Annotated in this window: 20 protein-coding genes; 18 read left to right on the top strand and 2 right to left on the bottom strand. The window is 66.9% G+C overall.

Annotated features, from left to right (window positions below):
• The first annotated feature begins 47 nt into the window (after positions 1-47).
• The 5 genes from NHL51_RS05330 (at position 48) to NHL51_RS05310 (ending at position 5298) form a co-directional block, all read left to right on the top strand.
• A complete protein-coding gene (locus tag NHL51_RS05330) occupies positions 48-1457 on the top strand; it encodes an MFS transporter (protein ID WP_434142302.1) in 1410 nt (469 codons plus the stop codon).
• On the top strand, positions 1454-2251 hold the full coding sequence (locus NHL51_RS05325; RefSeq protein WP_434142301.1) for an ABC transporter ATP-binding protein: 798 nt from the start codon (positions 1454-1456) through the stop codon (positions 2249-2251). Before NHL51_RS05330 ends, NHL51_RS05325 begins: the two co-directional genes overlap by 4 nt.
• Before the next feature lie 149 nt (positions 2252-2400).
• Positions 2401-3402 (top strand): helix-turn-helix transcriptional regulator, encoded by a 1002-nt coding sequence (locus NHL51_RS05320; protein ID WP_434142299.1) that lies wholly within the window; start codon positions 2401-2403, stop codon positions 3400-3402.
• 261 nt (positions 3403-3663) lie between these two features.
• Positions 3664-4737, top strand: a complete 1074-nt coding sequence (locus tag NHL51_RS05315) for a DNA-methyltransferase (RefSeq protein WP_434142298.1) — start codon at positions 3664-3666, stop codon at positions 4735-4737.
• A 93-nt stretch (positions 4738-4830) separates the two neighbouring features.
• On the top strand, positions 4831-5298 hold the full coding sequence (locus NHL51_RS05310) for a hypothetical protein (protein ID WP_434142297.1): 468 nt from the start codon (positions 4831-4833) through the stop codon (positions 5296-5298).
• A 207-nt stretch (positions 5299-5505) separates the two neighbouring features.
• On the opposite strand, the gene NHL51_RS05305 is transcribed toward NHL51_RS05310, so the two are convergent.
• Positions 5506-5670 (bottom strand): hypothetical protein, encoded by a 165-nt coding sequence (locus NHL51_RS05305; RefSeq protein ID WP_434142296.1) that lies wholly within the window; start codon positions 5668-5670, stop codon positions 5506-5508.
• A 51-nt stretch (positions 5671-5721) separates the two neighbouring features.
• Between NHL51_RS05305 and NHL51_RS05300 the strand changes: the two genes are divergently transcribed.
• The 9 genes from NHL51_RS05300 to NHL51_RS05260 all read left to right on the top strand — a co-directional run bounded on the left by NHL51_RS05300 (position 5722) and on the right by NHL51_RS05260 (position 13823).
• Positions 5722-6855: a hypothetical protein gene (locus tag NHL51_RS05300; protein ID WP_434142295.1), complete on the top strand. Its 1134-nt coding sequence runs from the start codon at positions 5722-5724 to the stop codon at positions 6853-6855.
• Positions 6856-6978: 123 nt separating this feature from the next.
• The gene (locus NHL51_RS05295) at positions 6979-7998 is read left to right on the top strand and encodes a bifunctional DNA primase/polymerase (protein ID WP_434142293.1); all 1020 of its coding nucleotides are present in this window, start codon (positions 6979-6981) and stop codon (positions 7996-7998) included.
• Between the two features lie 65 nt (positions 7999-8063).
• Complete coding sequence (locus NHL51_RS05290) at positions 8064-8789, top strand: DUF2637 domain-containing protein (protein WP_434142292.1); 726 nt, start codon at positions 8064-8066, stop codon at positions 8787-8789.
• Positions 8782-9213: a hypothetical protein gene (locus NHL51_RS05285; RefSeq protein ID WP_434142291.1), complete on the top strand. Its 432-nt coding sequence runs from the start codon at positions 8782-8784 to the stop codon at positions 9211-9213. The genes NHL51_RS05290 and NHL51_RS05285 overlap by 8 nt, the downstream gene beginning before the upstream one ends.
• A gap of 259 nt (positions 9214-9472) precedes the next feature.
• Positions 9473-10306: a hypothetical protein gene (locus NHL51_RS05280; RefSeq protein WP_434142290.1), complete on the top strand. Its 834-nt coding sequence runs from the start codon at positions 9473-9475 to the stop codon at positions 10304-10306.
• Positions 10303-11412 carry a ParB N-terminal domain-containing protein gene (locus NHL51_RS05275; protein ID WP_434142288.1) on the top strand — a complete coding sequence of 370 codons (1110 nt, stop codon included), beginning with the start codon at positions 10303-10305 and terminating at the stop codon, positions 11410-11412. Before NHL51_RS05280 ends, NHL51_RS05275 begins: the two co-directional genes overlap by 4 nt.
• Positions 11399-11878: a hypothetical protein gene (locus NHL51_RS05270; RefSeq protein ID WP_434142287.1), complete on the top strand. Its 480-nt coding sequence runs from the start codon at positions 11399-11401 to the stop codon at positions 11876-11878. The genes NHL51_RS05275 and NHL51_RS05270 overlap by 14 nt, the downstream gene beginning before the upstream one ends.
• A gap of 73 nt (positions 11879-11951) precedes the next feature.
• On the top strand, positions 11952-12641 hold the full coding sequence (locus tag NHL51_RS05265) for a hypothetical protein (protein ID WP_434142285.1): 690 nt from the start codon (positions 11952-11954) through the stop codon (positions 12639-12641).
• A gap of 15 nt (positions 12642-12656) precedes the next feature.
• Complete coding sequence (locus tag NHL51_RS05260) at positions 12657-13823, top strand: M23 family metallopeptidase (RefSeq protein WP_434142283.1); 1167 nt, start codon at positions 12657-12659, stop codon at positions 13821-13823.
• 3 nt (positions 13824-13826) lie between these two features.
• Here NHL51_RS05260 and NHL51_RS05255 read toward each other — a convergent pair whose 3' ends face one another.
• Complete coding sequence (locus NHL51_RS05255) at positions 13827-14468, bottom strand: DUF6226 family protein (RefSeq protein WP_434142281.1); 642 nt, start codon at positions 14466-14468, stop codon at positions 13827-13829.
• Between the two features lie 86 nt (positions 14469-14554).
• Here NHL51_RS05255 and NHL51_RS05250 point away from each other — a divergent pair, with 86 nt between their 5' ends.
• From NHL51_RS05250 to NHL51_RS05235, 4 genes are all read left to right on the top strand, one after another.
• Complete coding sequence (locus tag NHL51_RS05250) at positions 14555-14848, top strand: DUF6112 family protein (protein ID WP_434142280.1); 294 nt, start codon at positions 14555-14557, stop codon at positions 14846-14848.
• A gap of 82 nt (positions 14849-14930) precedes the next feature.
• Positions 14931-15254, top strand: a complete 324-nt coding sequence (locus tag NHL51_RS05245) for a DUF6112 family protein (RefSeq protein WP_434142279.1) — start codon at positions 14931-14933, stop codon at positions 15252-15254.
• 30 nt (positions 15255-15284) lie between these two features.
• Positions 15285-16694 carry a conjugal transfer protein TrbL gene (locus NHL51_RS05240; protein ID WP_434142278.1) on the top strand — a complete coding sequence of 470 codons (1410 nt, stop codon included), beginning with the start codon at positions 15285-15287 and terminating at the stop codon, positions 16692-16694.
• 183 nt (positions 16695-16877) lie between these two features.
• Entirely contained in the window at positions 16878-18344 is a 1467-nt protein-coding gene (locus tag NHL51_RS05235) for an SCO6880 family protein (RefSeq protein ID WP_434142277.1), read from the top strand.
• The last annotated feature ends 8 nt before the right edge of the window (positions 18345-18352 follow it).

The raw sequence follows: 18352 nt of genomic DNA, 5'->3' as shown, positions 1-18352 counted from the left end.
CTCACTTCTCAACTTGTCTGAGGTGTTGTGTATAGTTTATCCCATGATTGGAAGACTTCTTCTCTGCCGTAGCAGGGGTTAGGCGGATCGGCGTCCCTGCTACGGAGCGCCACGCCTGGCCGATCTTCCCCGCGTGCTTTGCCGCCACGCCACCGCACCGAGCCTCCCGCGCGGTGAGGGTCGCTCGGCGTGCGGCGCATCTTGAAAGGAACCCCATGAGCCAGACCGCATCTCCCGTTCGTAATCGGGCGGGCCTGTGGGCGCTGACGGCGACCCATGCCGCGAACGACTTCTACACCGGCGCGGTTGCCGCCCTGCTGCCGTTCTTCGTGCTCCATGCGAACTACACCTATGCCGCCGTCGCAGGCATCACGCTCGCCGCGACCGCCCTGTCGAGCGTCGCGCAGCCGATGTTCGGGCATCTCAGCGACAAATACGGGATGCGCTGGATGAGCCTGGCCGGACTCCTCGCGGCAGGCATCGGCGTCGCCATCAGCGGCCTCGTCTCAGACTCATATCTCGCGGTCTGGATCGTGATCGCGATCTCAGGCATCGGCGTCGCCGCTTATCACCCCGCCGCGACGATGGAAGCACGCGAAGCCGGTGGCGGCACGAGCGGCGCGATGAGCCTGTTCTCCGTGGGCGGGAACGTCGGCGTCGCTCTCGCACCCTCAGCGGTGATCCTCGTGGTCGGCTGGTACGGACTGAACGGTACCTGGCTGTTGCTAATACCAGCGATCGTGCTCGGCCTCGTCTACGCGATCATGTCCTGGCGGCACCTGTTCGCCCGCACCAAGCCTGCCGCGGCTGCCACGCACGACCTGGCGAAGCAGGTCAAGGTCGGTGACGATTGGCGAGCGTTCGGATGGCTGACCCTGGTGCTGGCGATGTGGTCGATCGCCTACGTCGGCACCTCGACGTTCGTGTCGCTGTACTCCATCGAACGCTTCCACACCACGCCCGAGTTCGCCTCAATCGCGCTCTCACTATTCCCGGCTGCCGGAGCGATCGGCACCCTGGTCGGCGGGTGGCTGGCCGACCGCTTCGGACGCCTGCGCACAGTTCGCACCGGCTACCTGGTGGCCGCGCTCTCCACTGCTGCGATCGTGCTGGCCCCGACTTCGGTCATCGTCATCGTCGCAACCGCCGCGCTGGGTGTGAGCCTGTTCATCCCGTTCGCCGCGCAGATCACTCTGTCGCACTCGTACCTGCCGAACCGCATCGGCGTCGCCTCGGGCGTCACCCTCGGGCTGACACTCTCCCTGGGCGGTGTCGTCAGCCCGCTGCTCGGAAAGATCGCCGACCACAACAGCGTCCAGTTGGTGTTCGTCGTCATGACGGTACTCGTTGCGGTGGGCTTCGCGCTGTCGTTCGTCCTGAAAGAGCGCTCCATCGAGCCCCATCACGTTCTCACGACCGCCGACGACGCAGACGAGACCGAGGAGGCCCGCGCATGACGGAGATCCTGCGTCTGCAGAACGTTGACTTCGTGCGCCAGTCTCGGCAGATCCTCACGGACATCAACCTCACCGTGAACGCCGGAGAGCACTGGGCGCTCATCGGGCCGAACGGTGCAGGCAAGAGCACCATCCTCAGCATGTGTGGCGCGGAGAAGCACCCCACCCGCGGCACCGTGCATGTCCTCGGCCACCAGTTGGGGCGGGTCGAGATCCGGAAGCTGCGCGAGTCGATCGGGCATGTCAACCCGCGCCATCCGCTGCGCTCCGCGCTTACGGTGCGGCAGGTCGTGCTCACCGGGGCCACCGGCACGACCGAGCTCATGGCGCGCTGGGAGCCCAGCCGTGAGGTGATCGAACGCGCGGACTATCTCATCGACATGCTCGGCCTCGACACGATCGAGGGCGCGACCTGGCCCACGATGTCGCAGGGCGAACGAGGCAGAACCCTGATCGCCCGGGCGCTCGTCACCAACCCACCGCTCCTGCTGCTCGACGAGCCTTCGACCGGCTTGGACGTCGCCGCACGTGAGCAGTTCCTCGAGACCGTCGACCACCTGCACCGCTCACAGCCGGAGCTTGCAACCGTGCTGGTCACCCATCATCTCGAGGAACTGCCGGAAACCACGTCGCACGCGGCACTCATCAAGAACGGTCGCGTGCTCGCCGCTGGTGACGCACGCGGAGTACTCACCACTGAGCTCGTGTCCGAGAGCTTCGAGCATCCGATTCAGATCGAGTACCGCGACCAGCGCTGGCAGGCCCGTGCCGTCCGAGCGTCGGTGCCGAGATGAATGCCGACGTCATGCCCGTAACGCCAGACAGCCCGAACGCTGGCGCTCGTGCTCCCAATCGAGGATCCCCTCTGATGAGTTAACGGAGCACGGATCATGTCGTTCGCCTGGTACCCACGATCGCGGTCGCATCCTCAAACGCATGGAGGATGCCCGGGATTCGCGGCGTGCCGGACGGCTGCGACGACCTCATCCGAGCTCGCCGCGGCCCGGCGTTCATGCTGCCATTCGCCCGATCGAGGCGGGTGGGAACCGTGAAGATCACATCGACTGCAGGCTTGTTCGAACCGGGCGGGCCGCCTCTCATAGTGCGAGACCACACCGCGCATACGCCCTCGGGCAGAACGTCGACGCCTGCAGTGAAAGTCGTGTTCACGATCTCGGGATGGGCTCGAGTGCAAGCACCGTTCAACGAAGTGCTCCTCGAGCCAGGCACCATTCTCACGATCCCTGCGAATCTCGAATGCCAAGGCGTTCCTGCACGGCACGCACGGACAATGACGTTCTATCTGGAGCCCGAGTATCTGGCTGATCAAATGCGATGGCTACCGCTGTCGCATCCGCTGGTGCACCATCTGCATCGCGCTCTCGAGGGCGTCCCGCGGTTGCACACCCTGCAGCTTCCCGCTGCTGCGATGCATGACCTCGCTCCAGTGCTTGCACGCTTGTCGCAGGCTTCCGCGGATGTCGGAGACTTCGCGCGACTCTCGATGGCGTTCGACGTGTTCGATGCAGTCGGCCGATTGAGCGGCATGCGCACTGGGAGCATCGACACTGCAAGGACGCTCCCGCGACGCGAGGTCGCCACGGCAATCGCGCTCTTGCGCTCCGATCTGGCCCGCGCCTGGAGGATCGAAGAACTCGCCCGCGAAGTCGCCGTATCGCCGTCACATCTCGCCCGGCTGTTCCGTGCCCAGACCGGCATCTCGCCAGCAGCGTTTCTTCGTCAGCTCCGTGCTGATCAAATGGCGGAACTCCTCGCGACCACGAGTTTGACCGTGGGTGACGCGGGAAGTGCGGTGGGCTGGCACGATATGGCGATGGCATCGCGCTCGTTCAAGCAGCGATACGGGGTGCCGCCAAGCACCTATGCGAGTTCGTATCGCCGATCTACGGTTGAGTCTCTCGTGGTGCCGGAGCCCATTCGTTGACGGGCGAGGCTCGTCACGATAACGCTCTCCAGGGTGTGATTTCGTTGATAGCCGATCGTGTGTGGGAGAAGTAGAGCTCTGGATCTCAGGGTCGTGCAGGCGGCTCGCGACTGGCTGCGTCGTTTCGTATCTCGGTTCTCGTGACTCGGTGACGGTGCCGCAACGGGGGCTCGGGATGGTTGGGATGGCTCGTACCTGCTGGGTGTTCCTGTTCGTCGCACACGGCGGCGAACAGGACCCGAACAGCAGGGAGCCCTCACCATGCCAGACCCCACGCCGCCCGGCCCGCGCGCCGCCATCCTTCCTGCTCCGGTCTTCACCGACCCGCGGGTGACGCTCTTCCACGGTGATGCCGTCGAGCTGCTCCGGCTCCTCCCCGGAGCCAGCGTCGACGCGCTGGTGTCGGACCCGCCGTATGGGTTGAGCTTCAACGGGCAGGCCTGGGACGATGCGGCCGGGTTCCGTGAGTCGATTCCGCACGTCGACACTACGGCGATGAGCGCACCCGAAGTGTTCGAGGTGTGGTGCACGGAGTGGGCTGCGGGGGCGCTGCGCGCGTTGAAGCCGGGCGCGCATGTTGCAGCGTTCGGTGGTGCACGCACGTGGCATCGCATGGTGCGCGGCCTGGAGAATGCAGGGTTTGAGATTCGCGATCAGATTGCGTGGCTGCACACCACCGGGATGCCGAAGAGCATGGATCTCTCGCACGCGATCGATAAGCACCACGGCGTGCAGCGTACGGATCGCATCGTGCAGACGAGTGAGCACGATGGGGTTCTCGGCGCAACCCGCACGGTGCTCTCCAAGGGCACACCGGTCACCGAGGACGCTGCACGCTGGGAAGGGTGGGGCACCGCGCTCAGGCCGGCGTTTGAGCCGATCATCATCGCCCGCAAACCCCTCGCCGGGAGCATCGTCGGCAACGTCCTTTCACACGGTGTCGGCGGGCTCAACATCGACGGCGGTCGGTTCGCCGATGATCGGTGGCCCACGAACGTCGCACTCGACCCAGGACAGGCTGACGCGCTCGACATGCTGACGGGGACGTGGCAGGAAGGGTCGATGTCGCGGAGGTTCCCGATCTTCCGGTTCGAGCACAAACCCGCAGCCCGTGAACGCCCGCGTGCTTACGGCGTCTCGCACACGACGGTGAAACCCCTCGCGCTGATGCGGTGGCTGGTCACGCTCGTCGCGCCGGTCGGCGGGGTCGTCCTCGAGCCATTCGCGGGCTCGGGCACCACGGTGGAGGCCGCAGCAGGGGCGGGGTACCAGGTGATCGCGATCGAGAAGAACGCCGACTACCTGCCGCTGATCCGCTCACGCATGGAGCAGTAACCAGCCGTGCCGACACGACCCGTCTCAACGAGGCCCTACCTGTCAGGCATACCGCCGCTTCAGCGAGCGGCGGATCCCTGAGCGGAGGAACCTATGACCAGCACCGAACGAGGCGAGCAGGCGGCACGCCCGCCATCTGAACGATTCCTGTTTCTGGGCGTCATCGTGTGGTCAGACGACCCAGAGGTCGGCCCGACAGTCATCGCCGACCGGCACCCCGTCGCTCTGGCACGCGCCGTCGCGTTGACGATCCACGAGATGCTCGTCGACCCGCACCTCTACGCGGGTGCAACACAGTTCCTCGCGGAGCAGCCTCCACCCCAGGACTGGCTGCTCCCCGAAGACGTCGATAGATGGTTGGACGCGTTGCAGGAGACCACCCCGTATCCCGCGTACTCGTTCCACCAAATACCGATCACCGGCGGCGTCGACGGCACGGGCCACCTGGCCGTAAGCCGTCACCTGGAACAGGCACTGCACGAACGAGAACAGGCGCTCGCTCCCGACGATCTCGACACTTCCTCGCTGCGATCGGATCCCGGCCGGTCGCTGGAGAGATGACGATACCGCGCAAGTTTTCGACACCACGACGCAGCTTCCCCGCACCTGCTCGACAGCACCCGCCTGCCACCCCTATCCCGGTAGTAGCGGCAGGATTCCCCGCGATCGCCGCACTGAAGCTTCAGCCCGCTGTTCCCTGACCGAAAGAGTATACCCATGTCCGATCCGACCCTCCCACCCGGCCCCGGGACGCCTGCACCGCTGAGCTCACACCGGGTGATCATCGAGTTCGATGTCCTGGCTCGTTCCCGAGCCGAGGCGAACGCTCTCATACGGGAGATGCTGATCGAAGAACTCGCAGGCCCGCCCGAGCAGCTCCGCACCGACGGCGACCGCGTCTTCGGGGAAGACTTCGGCGACGATGTCGCACACATTCACTCCTGGGCACCGACCTCTCCCACTCCAGCGACGGCACCGCGAACGGTGGCGGTGCCGTCGCTGGAGTGGGAGCCGTTTGAGGAGTCAGGGATCCCGGAGATCGTCGCCGAGATGTTCCCGCCCGAACCCGAGCGACAGAACCATCTCCGACCCGACGGCAGTGTCGACGAGGACAGTCTCGCCGCCGCCTACGAGGACTGGCGAGACGAGTGTCTGACGCTCGCGTTCCAGGCCGCTCGGCTGCCAGAGATCCTGCGACAGCTCGAAAATCTCGAGAACGTGCAGGAGCGGAGTGCTCGCATCACGCAGGCTGAGCAGGTGCGGGATGCAGTCATCGATCTGCTCGAGCGAGACCCGCTCCCGCTGGAACCGCGCCGGGAAGACTACCTGGTGACGGTCGCGCCGTCGTTCGAGGGTGAGTTCGAAGACATGCGGTTCGCATGGGATCACTCCCAGTGGCGGTCAGACTTCACCGCCGCCGCAAAGCGCCACGACCACGCACTGCGAGGCATGATCGCTGAGGGCGGCCCACGCACAACGTATCTGCCCGAGCAGTTCCACCGCGAATGGATCCCTGCAGACCTCGTCGCGCTGCACACGCTGCGCTCGATCGTTGACGCGGAGCACTCAGGACTCGGGGTACCGATCGAACCGAAGCAGTCGGAGATGCTCGAGGCGCTCCTGGCCGCCTCAGATCCCGAGATCCGCGTGACCGCCCCCGACGATCCCGCAGGGGTCGAGCTTTATGCGGGGCCAGCGTCGGAAGCGCATGACTGGCTGCCGCCCGGGGTGTACGAGGCGACCGGGCCGGAAGGCACCGGCGAGTTCCGACTCGTCGTCGGCTCTGTCCCGGCCGGTGACGATGTCACCGCATCCGCGGCCTTCCCTGTAGCCGAGCATGACAGTGCCGTACTCGGCGAGATCGCCCACATCCTCGAACACGACACCGAACTCCACGACCCCCAGATGGTGCTCGCGCGCGTCAACGCGGCCATTGAGCGCACCGGCCGCATCGGAGCGCTGCCCACCGACCTCGACCATGCGCCGGAACCACTGACGCAGCTCGAGCAGGGCGTGCTACTGAACGAACTACTCGCCGAACGTGAACAACATCTCGACGACCCCTCCGATGGCCCCGAGCCGCGCTCGCCGGGGGCGGGGCCAGAGCGAAACCTGTAGCACACGACCCCGCTGTCGCCCGGAAGATGAGGGTCGGCGGGTTTGACTGTGCGGCGCAGGTTCTTGACGATTCGGCGCATCCTGCCCCGGAACGCTCGCCCAGGCAGCACCTGCCGGGTAAGGGTGGAGGTCTCAGAGAATGCTTGCCAGCGGACTCTCCCCAAGCCGACGCAGCAGCGCTGCCGCACCTTCTGGAAGACGCCGTTCACAAGCCGCACAGCCGCTGCGACGTCGAGGAAGAAGGAGGGGGTGGTGTTCGTGTCTCATCACGAGGTTACCGTGTGGCCGCTGCCCCGGAATCTGCCCGGCACACTCACGGACGCTGCCGCAGCGTATGCGGCGGCAGGCCTCCCGGTCTTCCCCTGCGTGCCGGGCGCGAAGCATCCGCTGACGACGCACGGCTACCGTGATGCGAGCACCGATCTTGCGCGGGTGAGACGGTGGTGGTGGCGCACCCCGGAGGCGAACATCGGTATCGCCACCGGCACAGGGTTCGATGTGCTCGACGTGGATGTGCATGCCATCGGCACCGGGTTCAAGGTGCTGCGCACTTTGCAGCGTGAGGATTTCATCGGCGGCTGGGGGCAGGCGGTGCGCTCCCCGTCAGGTGGCGTGCACTTCTACTATCCGTCCGACCCTGACCGGGAGCAGCGATCGTGGTCGCGCGGCACCTCGCATATGGATTTCCGAGGCGTCGGCGGCTACATCATCGCCCCGCCCTCACGCATCGCGACCGGCCACGGGCTACGACGGTACGAGGTGATCGCGCATGGCCGCACGCCACGCCTGTTCGATGCCGACGCAATCCGTGCACTCCTCACCCCGCCGCCGCCCGCCCTGCCCAGGCCCGTCGTGTTCCCGCGCAGCGTGGAGAGCGTGGGACGGTTGGCGAACTGGGTGTCGCGGCTCCCCGAGGGGAACCGGAACTCGGGCCTGTTCTGGGCCGCCTGCCGTCTTGCAGAGGCCGGTCTCACCGAGCCAGAGTTGCGCGGTGTGCTCGAGCCCGCTGCGGCTGCGACCGCGTTGGAGACCCGGGAGATCGTCGCGACGATCCGTTCCGCGTATCGCACCGCACAGCTCGCCTACCGTCCCGCAGATGCGATACCCGACACACCGGGTGCGCTCACTGGACTGAGTCGGTAACCGTCATGAATGCCCCGGACTTGCACGAACACCAGCCGTACCGGGGCGGCACGCCTGAGACGGGAGTGTCCAAGTTGGTGATCGGGCTCGCAGTGACGGGCACGATCCTGCTCGCGCTCGGGGCGTTCTGGCTCTCGTTCACCACCCTCCAAGACCTCGCGATCCTCTCCGGGATCCCGGCGGGGCAGGCCTGGGTGTGGCCGCTCATTGTGGACGGCGTGATTCTGGAGGCCACGATCAGCGTCGTCGCCCTCCGTAACTCTGCGCCTGCTGCGCGCCGTTTCGCGTGGCTGCTCCTGGCAGCCGGGGCCGCAGTGTCGGTCGCAGCGAATGTCACGCACGCGGTCATCAGCTCCGATATCCGCGTGCCCGCACTCATCGCGGCCGTCGTCGCATCGATCCCACCGCTGGTGTTATTGGCGATGACACATCTCACCGTCGAACTCACCCGCAACGCCAGCCCATCACCCAAGACCGCTGCACCGGGTGAGAACGCGGCCTGGCCGGAGGTCGCTGCAGATGCCGATGTCGCGGAGGCACCCGTGACCGGCGCGGATCGGCCCGCGACGAGAACTCTCGCACCGGGTTCGAGCCAGCCAGCGGCGACTTCGGTGGCATCGCGCGGGCGTTCTTCGGGTCGACGGGAAGAGGCGCGTGCTCGTGCGCTGGAACGCTACGCGCAGGGCGTCCCGCTGCGGGAGATCGCGGCAGAAGAAGGGGTCCATCCAACGACGGTGGGCCGCTGGGTGAACGCACCTGAGATGCGACAGGACGGAGCACATCATGACTAACCCGACCGGAACCGACCCTCTCCGCAGCGCGGCAGCATTCCGACACGGAGCTGACCGCAGCGACGCGGCGCAGACCGATCGCACGGACACGACCGCGAGGACTCGCGATGAGGAGCGGGCGTCGCAGTTCGCCACGCACGGAGACCCCACGCTCACCCAAGACGCGGAGGGCGCAGAGGCGGAACGTTCCGGGGTGCAGTGGGTGCGCCCGACCGATCTTGCTGCTCGCGCAGGCGGCGCGGTCGTCGGCAAGGGAGCGGAGTGGAACACGCACCTGCACGACGCCGCCCTCGATGGCATCCGCGAGGGCCGCGCCCAGCTTCACGAGCGTCTCACGCGCAGGCAGCACGAACTCGACCCCGAGACAACGACCCGAGACACGGCGCAGCATCGCGTGGCCGGGAGGACGGGGGTGAGCCGATGACCGATTCGTGGCCCGGCACCACCCGAGTGCCGGACAACCCCCAGACCCTCTAACCACCAATCACGCCGCCCAGGACGCAAAGAATCCCGGGGACGGCACGACGACAGACCTTCCGATAGGGCGGTCTGGCTGGTTCGTGCTGCCTCCGCGCGATGCTCTGTGCTGCCGTTTGCGAGCGAATCTGACGCGGTGAATCCGATTTGCCGGTAGGGGGTCGTACCTCTCTTCCATCGACGGATCTTTCTCTTCAGGAGTCGCTATGAACCCCCATCCTCACCACCAGTCCCACGACCACGCCCCGGATTTCACCACGGGTGAAGGCTTGCGAGCGTTGCTCACGGAGTTGAATGAGCACAACGCGTGGGCGACGAGCCCGGTCGCGGCCGAGCTCATGCTCTACGCCACACAGAAGTACACGCCGATCGCGAAGGCCTGGCACCGCGACCCCTCGGACGCCGCCTATGAAGCGTTCCTCGCGATGCGCACCCCGACCACGCTGCGAGCGGACGATCCGTGGGCGGTCATCACCCGCGCGGTCGCGCTCGGCATCGCCGCCGAGGTGCACGCCGACCGCAATATGACCAGCCAGGACAAGGCCCGCCGCCCCTCGAAGCGCCCCAAAGAGGAACCGATGCGCGCCGGGCACTACGAGGAGTTCTTCTACGACGTGCACCCGCACGCCCATTCGCTAGTGCAGCACGGCGGCGAAGACCATTCCGTCGACCGCGTCATCCGGGCGACCTGCGTGTTCCTCGTCCTCACCGACTGGCCTGCCCGCCCGGTGGAGCAGGCGGTGGACTACATCGCGCACCGCGTCACCGGGCTCTCCTCGGGCGGCTCTGCGATGGAGATCGTGTCGAACGAACTGCATATCGCGATCCGGCTCGGCTACACCCCCGACGCGTGGGCGGCGCTGGTGCGCCTGGTCGTGGGTACGCAGACCGGGAAACGACAGCGCGGCCAGTACGGGCTGTTCGCTCGGGTGCTCCTCGGTGACGATGTCGCAGACCTGCTGCGTGACGAGACGCTCGTGACCGCTTCCAGGCGCAGCGCCCCGGCAGGCGGGCAGGACGGAGCCGGGGGTGGGTCATGAGTCGCGGGCATCTGGTGCTCGAGCACACCATCGACGAGATCATCGACGGGCACTCCTACCGGCGCGACCTCGGCGACCTTGCCGAGCTCAGGGAGTCGGTGGAACGGTTCGGGCTGCTCTCACCGATCGTGATCACCACCGGCAACGTCTTGATCTCCGGCAACCGTCGCCTCGCTGTGATGCGTACGCTCGGGTTTCGGACGGTGCCGGTGTGGGTAGTGCCCGGGGTGTCGGACAAGCTCTCCACGGTGCTCGCGATCCAGGACGAGAACACGCTGCACAAGATGCTCACCCCGATCGAGCAGGCCGAACTCTACGACGAACTCAAGCAGCTCTACGCGGAAGAGAACACCCGCAAGCAGGAAGCCACCCAGTTCGGTGCCGCATCCCGCGCTCCCGCAGCCGGGGTTCCGGCGAACACTCCGGGCGGTGAGAGCGGTGGTGTCGATTCGACACCACCGCACACCGCCCCGCGGGGTGAGGGGCAGAAGACGCGGGTGCAGGCGGCGAAAGCCGTCACCGGACGAGACTCGCACGGCATGCTCGACCAGGTCGTCGAACTGAAACAGATCGCCGCCTCAGACGACGAACACCCCGAGGTGCGGCAAGCCGCTGCCGAAGCGCTGCTGGAGCTCAACACCGACGGGAAAGTGAACGGCCGCTACCTGCGCGTGAAACTCCTCCAAGCCATCACCCTGCTGAACCGCTGGGCGGAGCATCCTGACGAGCCCGACGCGATCCGTCACGCGGCAGCAGCGGAGCTTGCCCAGGTGCAGGCACAGGAGCACCCGAAAGACGCGCTGAAAGAAGCCACGCGTGCGATCGCACGCCTCACCCAGCTGCGGAAAGACGCTGCGGCGCTTGCTCCGCGGGAGGGGTGGAAGGACGTCGACCCGCTGCTGCGCCAGAAGCATCAGATCCGCAAGCTCGTCGATCTGCTGCGCCGCGAGCACGGCTGGTGGGACCGCTACACCCCGGAGGACTTCGGAAAGTATGCCGACGAGGAGCAGTGGGAACTCGTCGAGACCAGCATCACCCAGTCGGGCCGGTTCCTCGATATCGCCCGAGACGCCCGCGCAACGGAGACCGCTGATGCCGTCGTATGAGGATCCGAAGCAGGACGCCGACGAGCTCGGCGAAGTCGCCCGCAGTCTCGCGCACACCACCCGGCACATCGACCGCCCGGCAGACACCTACCAGATGCTCGGCTCCCTGCACTACGCGCTCACGAACGTGCAGCAGTCACTGAACCAGTTGGCGTCCTGGCATCACCAGCACCGCACGAACGCGGCCACCGACGACGGGAACCTTGAGGCCGGGCACGAGCACGCGGAGAAGGCGGGCGGCTGGCTGCAGGTCGCTGCCGCATCCCTCAACCAGGTCGTCGACCTCGTGATGCGCGCCCAGGGCGAGAACGGGCGCATCGCCTGGCACGAACCCCCATCCCGCGTCATCAGCTCAGAAGACCTGACCGCACTCGTCGACGCGCTCCGCGACCGGGAGGCAGAGCTCGGCGTGGAGCCGCCATCCACGGGTGATGGGCCGGAGCCTGGGCGAGGCGTGACCCGCTGACCCGGTGAGGGCTCCCGGCGGGTGCCGCACCTATCGGCTGACCGATGCCCGACTTCCCGGAAGGCCCGCCGCCATGTCCTCACCGCACACCGATCAGCGTCTGCGCAGCCGCCGTCGCCTGATCATCTCCCTGATCGCCGCTGGCCTGATCCTGCTCATCCTTGCCGGAATCGGGATCTACGGCCTGATCACCGGCCCCACCCAGTCCGCACCCGACAGCGATGCGCCGCGCACGTCACCGACCGCGCCGCAGACGCCAGGTGAAGAGCCCGGCGCTCCCGTACTGCCGTCGCTGCCGCGCACGAATGATCCGGAGCGGTATGCGCGGGCGGTCGCACTGGCGCTGTTCGACTGGGACACCTTCACGCTCCTGACGCCTGCCGATCATCGCGCCGTGCTGATCGAGGACGCCGACCCTACCGGCACCGAAACCCCGGGGTTCATCGCAGACCTCGACGGCTACTTCCCGTCCGCGTCGACCTGGCGGGATCTCGCCGAGTACCGCACCCGCCAGCACCTGGAGATCGACCGCATCTACGTCCCCGCCCAGTGGGAGGAAGCAGTCGCAGCATCGGCAGGGCAGATCGCAGACGGCACCATCGCCTACACGATCGAGGGCACCCGACACCGGGCAGGCGTCTGGTACGACGACCCCGTGACGAGTGCGCATCCGGTCGCGTTCACCCTGTTCATCTCCTGTGAACCGGTGTTCGACCGCTGCCACCTGCTGCGCCTGTCCCAGCTCGACAACCCCCTCCGATAAACGAGGGCCGCGCGCATGAAAAAGCTCCTCGCCCTCGGCATTGTCGGGATGCTGCTTGCCCCGATGCTGGGGCTGCTCAGCATCGGGGTGCTGATGAATCCCGCCGTCACGAACCAGGCAAACTGCATCGCCTCCGGCGTGATCCTCGGCCCCATCCCCGACGAGCTAACGGTGACCACGAAAGACGGCACCACGTTCACGCTGAACAGACAGCAGCTCACCCACGCGGGCACCATCATCACGGTCGGCGCGAACATCCCAGGGGTCGGCCGGGACGGGATCCTCATCGCGCTGATGGCGGCGCTGACCGAGTCGACGCTGCGGCAGCTCGCGAACACCGGCACCTACCCCGAGTCCGGCGACTACCCGAACGATGGCAACGGCTCAGATCATGACTCGCTGGGCCTGTTCCAGATGCGCCCCCAGGCCGGGTGGGGCACCGTCGCAGAGCTCATGGATACGACGTATCAGGCGCGCGCGTTCTACGGCGGACCCGACGGCCCGAACTATCCCAGCCCCAGAGGGCTCTTGGACATTCCTGGCTGGCAGCAGATGGACAAGGGCGAAGCGGCGCAAGCCGTCGAGGTGAGCGCCTACCCGGACAGGTATCAGAACTATGAGCCCGTTGCCCGCACGATCCTTGATGCCCTCACCATTCCGGGCGGAGGCGGCAGCGGTGTGCCGGGCGATGAGACGATCCCGGAAACGACGCGGCTCGTGTTCCCGCTGCCGACCGGCTCCTACGTGAGGACGTCGCAGTTCGGGCCGCGGGTCGACCCGATCACGGGGGAGGCGAGCTTCCATTCCGGCACCGACTGGGCAGCCCCCGATGGGACGGCGATCTTCGCCCTCGCCGACGGGCTCGTCACCTACGCGGGCATGGTCGATGGCTATTCCGGGCAGATCACCATCGAACACACCATCGGTGGCGAGAAGGTCGCGACGAAGTACATCCATATGTGGTCGCACGGCATCCACGTCACTGCGGGCGACCGCGTCACCGCGGGGCAGCACATCGGCGACGTCGGCAGCAGCGGGCACTCGACCGGCCCACACCTGCACTTCCAAGTCCACCCCGGGGGCGCAGGCTCACCCGCGATCGATGCTGAGCCGTGGCTCGCAGGTCGCGGCGTCGAAGGCATCGACGCACCCACCGGCGGCGGCCCCGGCTGCGCTGCGTAGAGCTCAGGAGCGTCGTGGCCAGGCGCTCCACCCGTCGCGGAGTGCCTGGAGGAGGGGCTTCGCTTTCTGGAGGCGAGGCTTGGGGAGATCTTGTGCGCGGGCTCGCCCGGACGCGGCCCCGTCCGGGTAGGTGAAGGCGTACCCCACTCCGGGGCGCAGCCCCCGTTCGACGATTTCTCGATAGTTCCCGGTCGCCACCGCGAGCACTTGCTGTTCCAGTTCGTCCGCCACTGACTCCCACGTCTCGTCGCAGGCGTCGCATCCACATACCGGGTAGTGGAAATCATGCAGCAGCCCGGCATGCAGGAATACGCCCGGGTACGAGGTGAACACGAACGTCAACGCCGCGCACGAGGGGTCGTTCGGTGTCACCCGAACCGCTCGGGTCACATCTGGTGCCGGATGGATCAGATCGGTGGCAACCTCGATATGGGCCGTGAGCTCGACGTCGTAGACGTCGTTGAGGTGAGCGATGAGCGCGTCAGCGATGGCGTGGATCGGGGCGAAGCGTTCGGGATGCTTGTCCACCGAGTAGGTCTCTTCCGGCGGGGAGCCACCAGCCCATCGGTTCCCGTACTCAATCACGACCCCGTCGGCGTCCCGAAACACGGGCGCGTCGATCACGGGGCGCAGGTAGGAACTCACCCCTCCATCATCTCGCGAAACCAGCGGGGCGACCGGGAGGCACGCACCTGACGTGCACGCATGCACCCGAACGTCAGGAGCCCCACATGCTATCTCTCGCCCTGGTTCTCACGGAGAACGTCTACCCGGATCTGTCCGGTGTCGGAGGCCGTACCACGCTCGTGTCGATCGTCGGCGCGCTGCTCACGTTCGTCTTGATTGTCGCGGTGCTGATGATCATCATCTCGGGTGTCGTGTGGGCGGTGTCGTCTTCGAGCGGGAATGCGCAGGCCGCGCAGAAGGGCAAGGTCGGGGTGCTGGTCGCGCTCGGCGCGGCCGCACTCGCAGGTGCTGGGGTGGCGTGGATGAACTTCCTGCTGCGCCTCGGCGACACCCTCTAACTCATCCGGTTCGGATCGCACCTGTCCAGGTGACCCCTCCCTACATCCGGGGACGGGGCGCACGCCTAGAAGGAGCCCCATCATGCTTGTCATCCTCGACACCCTCACCGCTGTCGCTGCGGTGCTGCCCGCGAACATCAACATCAGCCCCAACGATTCCGGGTTGCCCGGGATCGGCGCGCTGCGCACCGTCGTCGGAGCGGTCATGACAATCGGCCTGATCCTGTCGGTGCTCGCGCTCATCGTGTCGGCGGTGGTCTGGGGGTTCGGCTCGAACAGCTCGAACCCGCACCTGGCTTCGCGGGGCAAGGTCGGGGTGCTGATCTCCTGCGGGGCGGCGATCATCACCGGCGCATCGGTGACGCTCATCAACTTTTTCTGGAACGTGGGCCAGACCGTCTCCTAACCGGCCCGATCTACAGGAGGGAGGGGTGTTGTGGCTCTCTGTGACGTCCCCATCATCAGCAATGTCTGCGACGTCGTCGGTGAGACTGCGGCGACGCTGATCTCGGCACCGTTTGACTGGCTCGCACACGCCATCGGGCAGGCCGCGTCGTGGATCTTCCAGGGCGTGTGGGCACTGTTCGATACGACGACCCTGGTCGATATCACCGGCAGCGGCTACATCGGCGTGTACAACGTGATCTTCGGGATCGCGATCTTCATCATGCTGATCTTCTTCTGCCTGCAACTGATCACCGGCCTCATCCGACGCGACCCCGCAGCCCTCTCCCGCGCTGCCCTCGGGCTCGCCAAGAGCGTGCTCGGCTCGTTCCTGGTGATCACCATCACCGCGACACTGCTCGAGGTCGTCGATCAGCTCTGCATCGGCATCATCCAAGCCACCGGCACCACGCTCGAGGAGATGGGCGGGAAGATCGGCGTCCTCGTCGCCGGGCTCACCGCGATCAACCTCACCGCACCCGGCGCGGGAGCGATCATCACGATCTTCCTGTCGTTCCTCGCGATCTGCGCGGCAGCGATCGTCTGGTTCTCGCTCCTGATCCGCAAAGCCCTCATCCTCGTCGCCGTCGTGATGGCACCGATCGCGCTCGCCGGGGCGTCGTGGGACGCGACGAAGGGCTGGTTCGGAAAATGGGCGTCGTTCGTACTCGCGCTGATCTTCTCGAAGCTCGTGATCGTGATCGTGTTCCTCGTCGCGATCAACCAGGTCAACGCCCCCATCGACCTCGATCTCGCCTCGATCGCGGATCCAATCGCAGGCATCGTGCTCATGTTCATCGCGGCATTCGCGCCGTACATGGTCTACAAGTTCATCAGCTTCGTCGGCTTCGACATGTATCACGTCATGAGCGCAGAGCAGGAGTCCAAACAGGCCATGAACCGGCCCGTCCCGATGCCCGGGAAATCCGGCGGTAAGGAGCCTCAGAAGGTGCTCGAGGGCGGAAGCGACACCAAGGGAGGCGGGAGCCCGCCGCCCCCAGAGACCTCGCCGAAGCCTCCCTCCGGAGGCGGAGCTGGCGCTGGTGCTGCAGGTAGCGGCGCTGCCGGTGGCGGTGCGGCGGGTGGCAGTGGTGCTGCGGCGGGTGGTGGCGGTGCTGCGGCAGGCGGGGCCGGGGCAGGCGCTGCAGCAGGCCCGATCGGACTCGTCGCGGTCGCGGGCGCGAAAGTCGCCAAGGGTGCAGCGGAGGCAGGCCCCAAGCTCGGCGGCGCGATCGGACGCACGGCCGACGGGCATGCGGGAGCCGCCGCGGAAGGACAGAGCCCGCCGCCCCCACCTGATCGGTCGGCGCCACCGCCGAACGCGCCCGCGCAGTCGACTGCCAAGCCTGCGGCCCCACCGCCAACGAGCAGCCCGCCACCATCTGGCGACCCGAAACCCTAGACCGTCAATCGAGCAGCTCGGAAAGGAGGTGGAACCCCGTCGATGAGGGCGGTGGTGCGGGAACAGTCTTCGCAGGTCACTAGCGACCTGGTCTGCGACGGCGTCCCGCACCATCGCCCTTCCCTTGCTGGTGCTCGTACCTGATCGGCGTCCGTACTTCTCTGCCTGTTCAGGAGCATCCTCATGGCGACTACCGCTTCCACCACGTCGACCGAGTTCGAACTGTCCCCGGTGAAGTTCTCCCGCCTCACCCGACGGGGCATCATCCTCGGCCTCTCCCTCCCGCAAGTGATCGCCCTGAGTGTCGCGGTCGCCGTGTTCGTAGCCTCGCTCTATGCGGGCGGCCCGGCCGCGCTCTACACGGCCCCGATCTGGGGTACCGCCCTCGCCCTGGCCGCGGTGCCGGTCGGTGGGAGGAAGCTCGTCGAATGGGTGCCCATCACCCTGCACTGGCTGCTCCGGCAGGCCCTGCGGCAAACCCAGTACCGGAAACGAGTGGTCAAGCCCCGGCCCGCGGGGACCCTCGCACTGCCCGGGGATGCGGCACCGCTGCGGCAGTACCAGGATCCCGAGTCGGGCGCGGTGATGGTGCACGACCCGCACGAACAGACCCTCACGGCGCTGCTGGAGGTGACGCATCCCTCGTTCATCCTCCTCGACCCCGGAGAGCAGGAACGCCGCGTCCACGCCTGGGGCCGAGTGCTCTCCACCGCGTGCCGTTCCACCCGGATCGCCCGCCTGCAGGTGCTCGAGCGCACCGTCCCCGACTCTGGTTCCGGGCTCGCGCAATGGTGGGCGGAGCACGGCAACGATGACGACTCCTGGGTGGCCCGCACCTACCGTGAGCTCATCGACCGGGCAGGCCCCGCCGGGGAACGGCACATCTCCACGATCTCCCTCTCCCTGGACATGAAGACTGCATCCCGCGCGATCCGCACCGCAGGCGGAGGCCTGAAAGGTGCTGCGGTCGTGCTCCGGCAGGAGATGCAGACCCTCACCACCGCGCTGCGCACCGCAGACCTGAAACCGTCGGACTGGTACACGCCCGGACAGCTCGCCGTCATGCTCCGAAGCGCCTACGATCCCGCGATCGCCGCCACATTGGAGCGCTCAGGCGATATCGGGCAGGAACTCGCCGCCGCAGGCCCGGTCGCAGTTGAGGAGACGTGGGACGGGCTGCGATCGGATAGCGCGCATCATGCGGTGTTGTGGATCAGTGAATGGCCGCGCTCGCTCGTCTACCCCGGGTTCCTCGCCCCGCTGCTGCTCTCCAGCGGGATCCGCCGCTCGTTCACCCTGCTGTGCGACCCGGTGCGGTCGGATCAGGCAGCCCGCGATATCCGAAAGAAGAAGACCGAGTACATCTCCGACGCGGCCCAGAGGCAGAAGGTCGGGCAGATCGAAGACGCCCAGCAGACCGCCGAATACCAGGACGTCCTCCAACAGGAGTCAGACCTCACCAGCGGGCACGGCGTGCTGCGCTACACCGGCCTCATCGCAGTCTCGGCTACCACCGAGGACGAGCTCGAGGCGGCGGTGTCAGCGATCGAGCAGGCAGCGATCCAGGCGTCCTGCGAGACGCGGCGTCTCGTCGGTCAGCAGGCGCAAGCGTTCGTCGCGGCGGCACTGCCGCTCTGCCGCGGCATCTGAGCCACCGA

The organism is Leucobacter sp. gxy201 (assembly GCF_051043335.1).
Taxonomy (GTDB): domain Bacteria; phylum Actinomycetota; class Actinomycetes; order Actinomycetales; family Microbacteriaceae; genus Leucobacter.
Note: the sequence above shows the minus strand (reverse complement) of the source record. Positions and strands in the feature narration are given on the sequence as shown.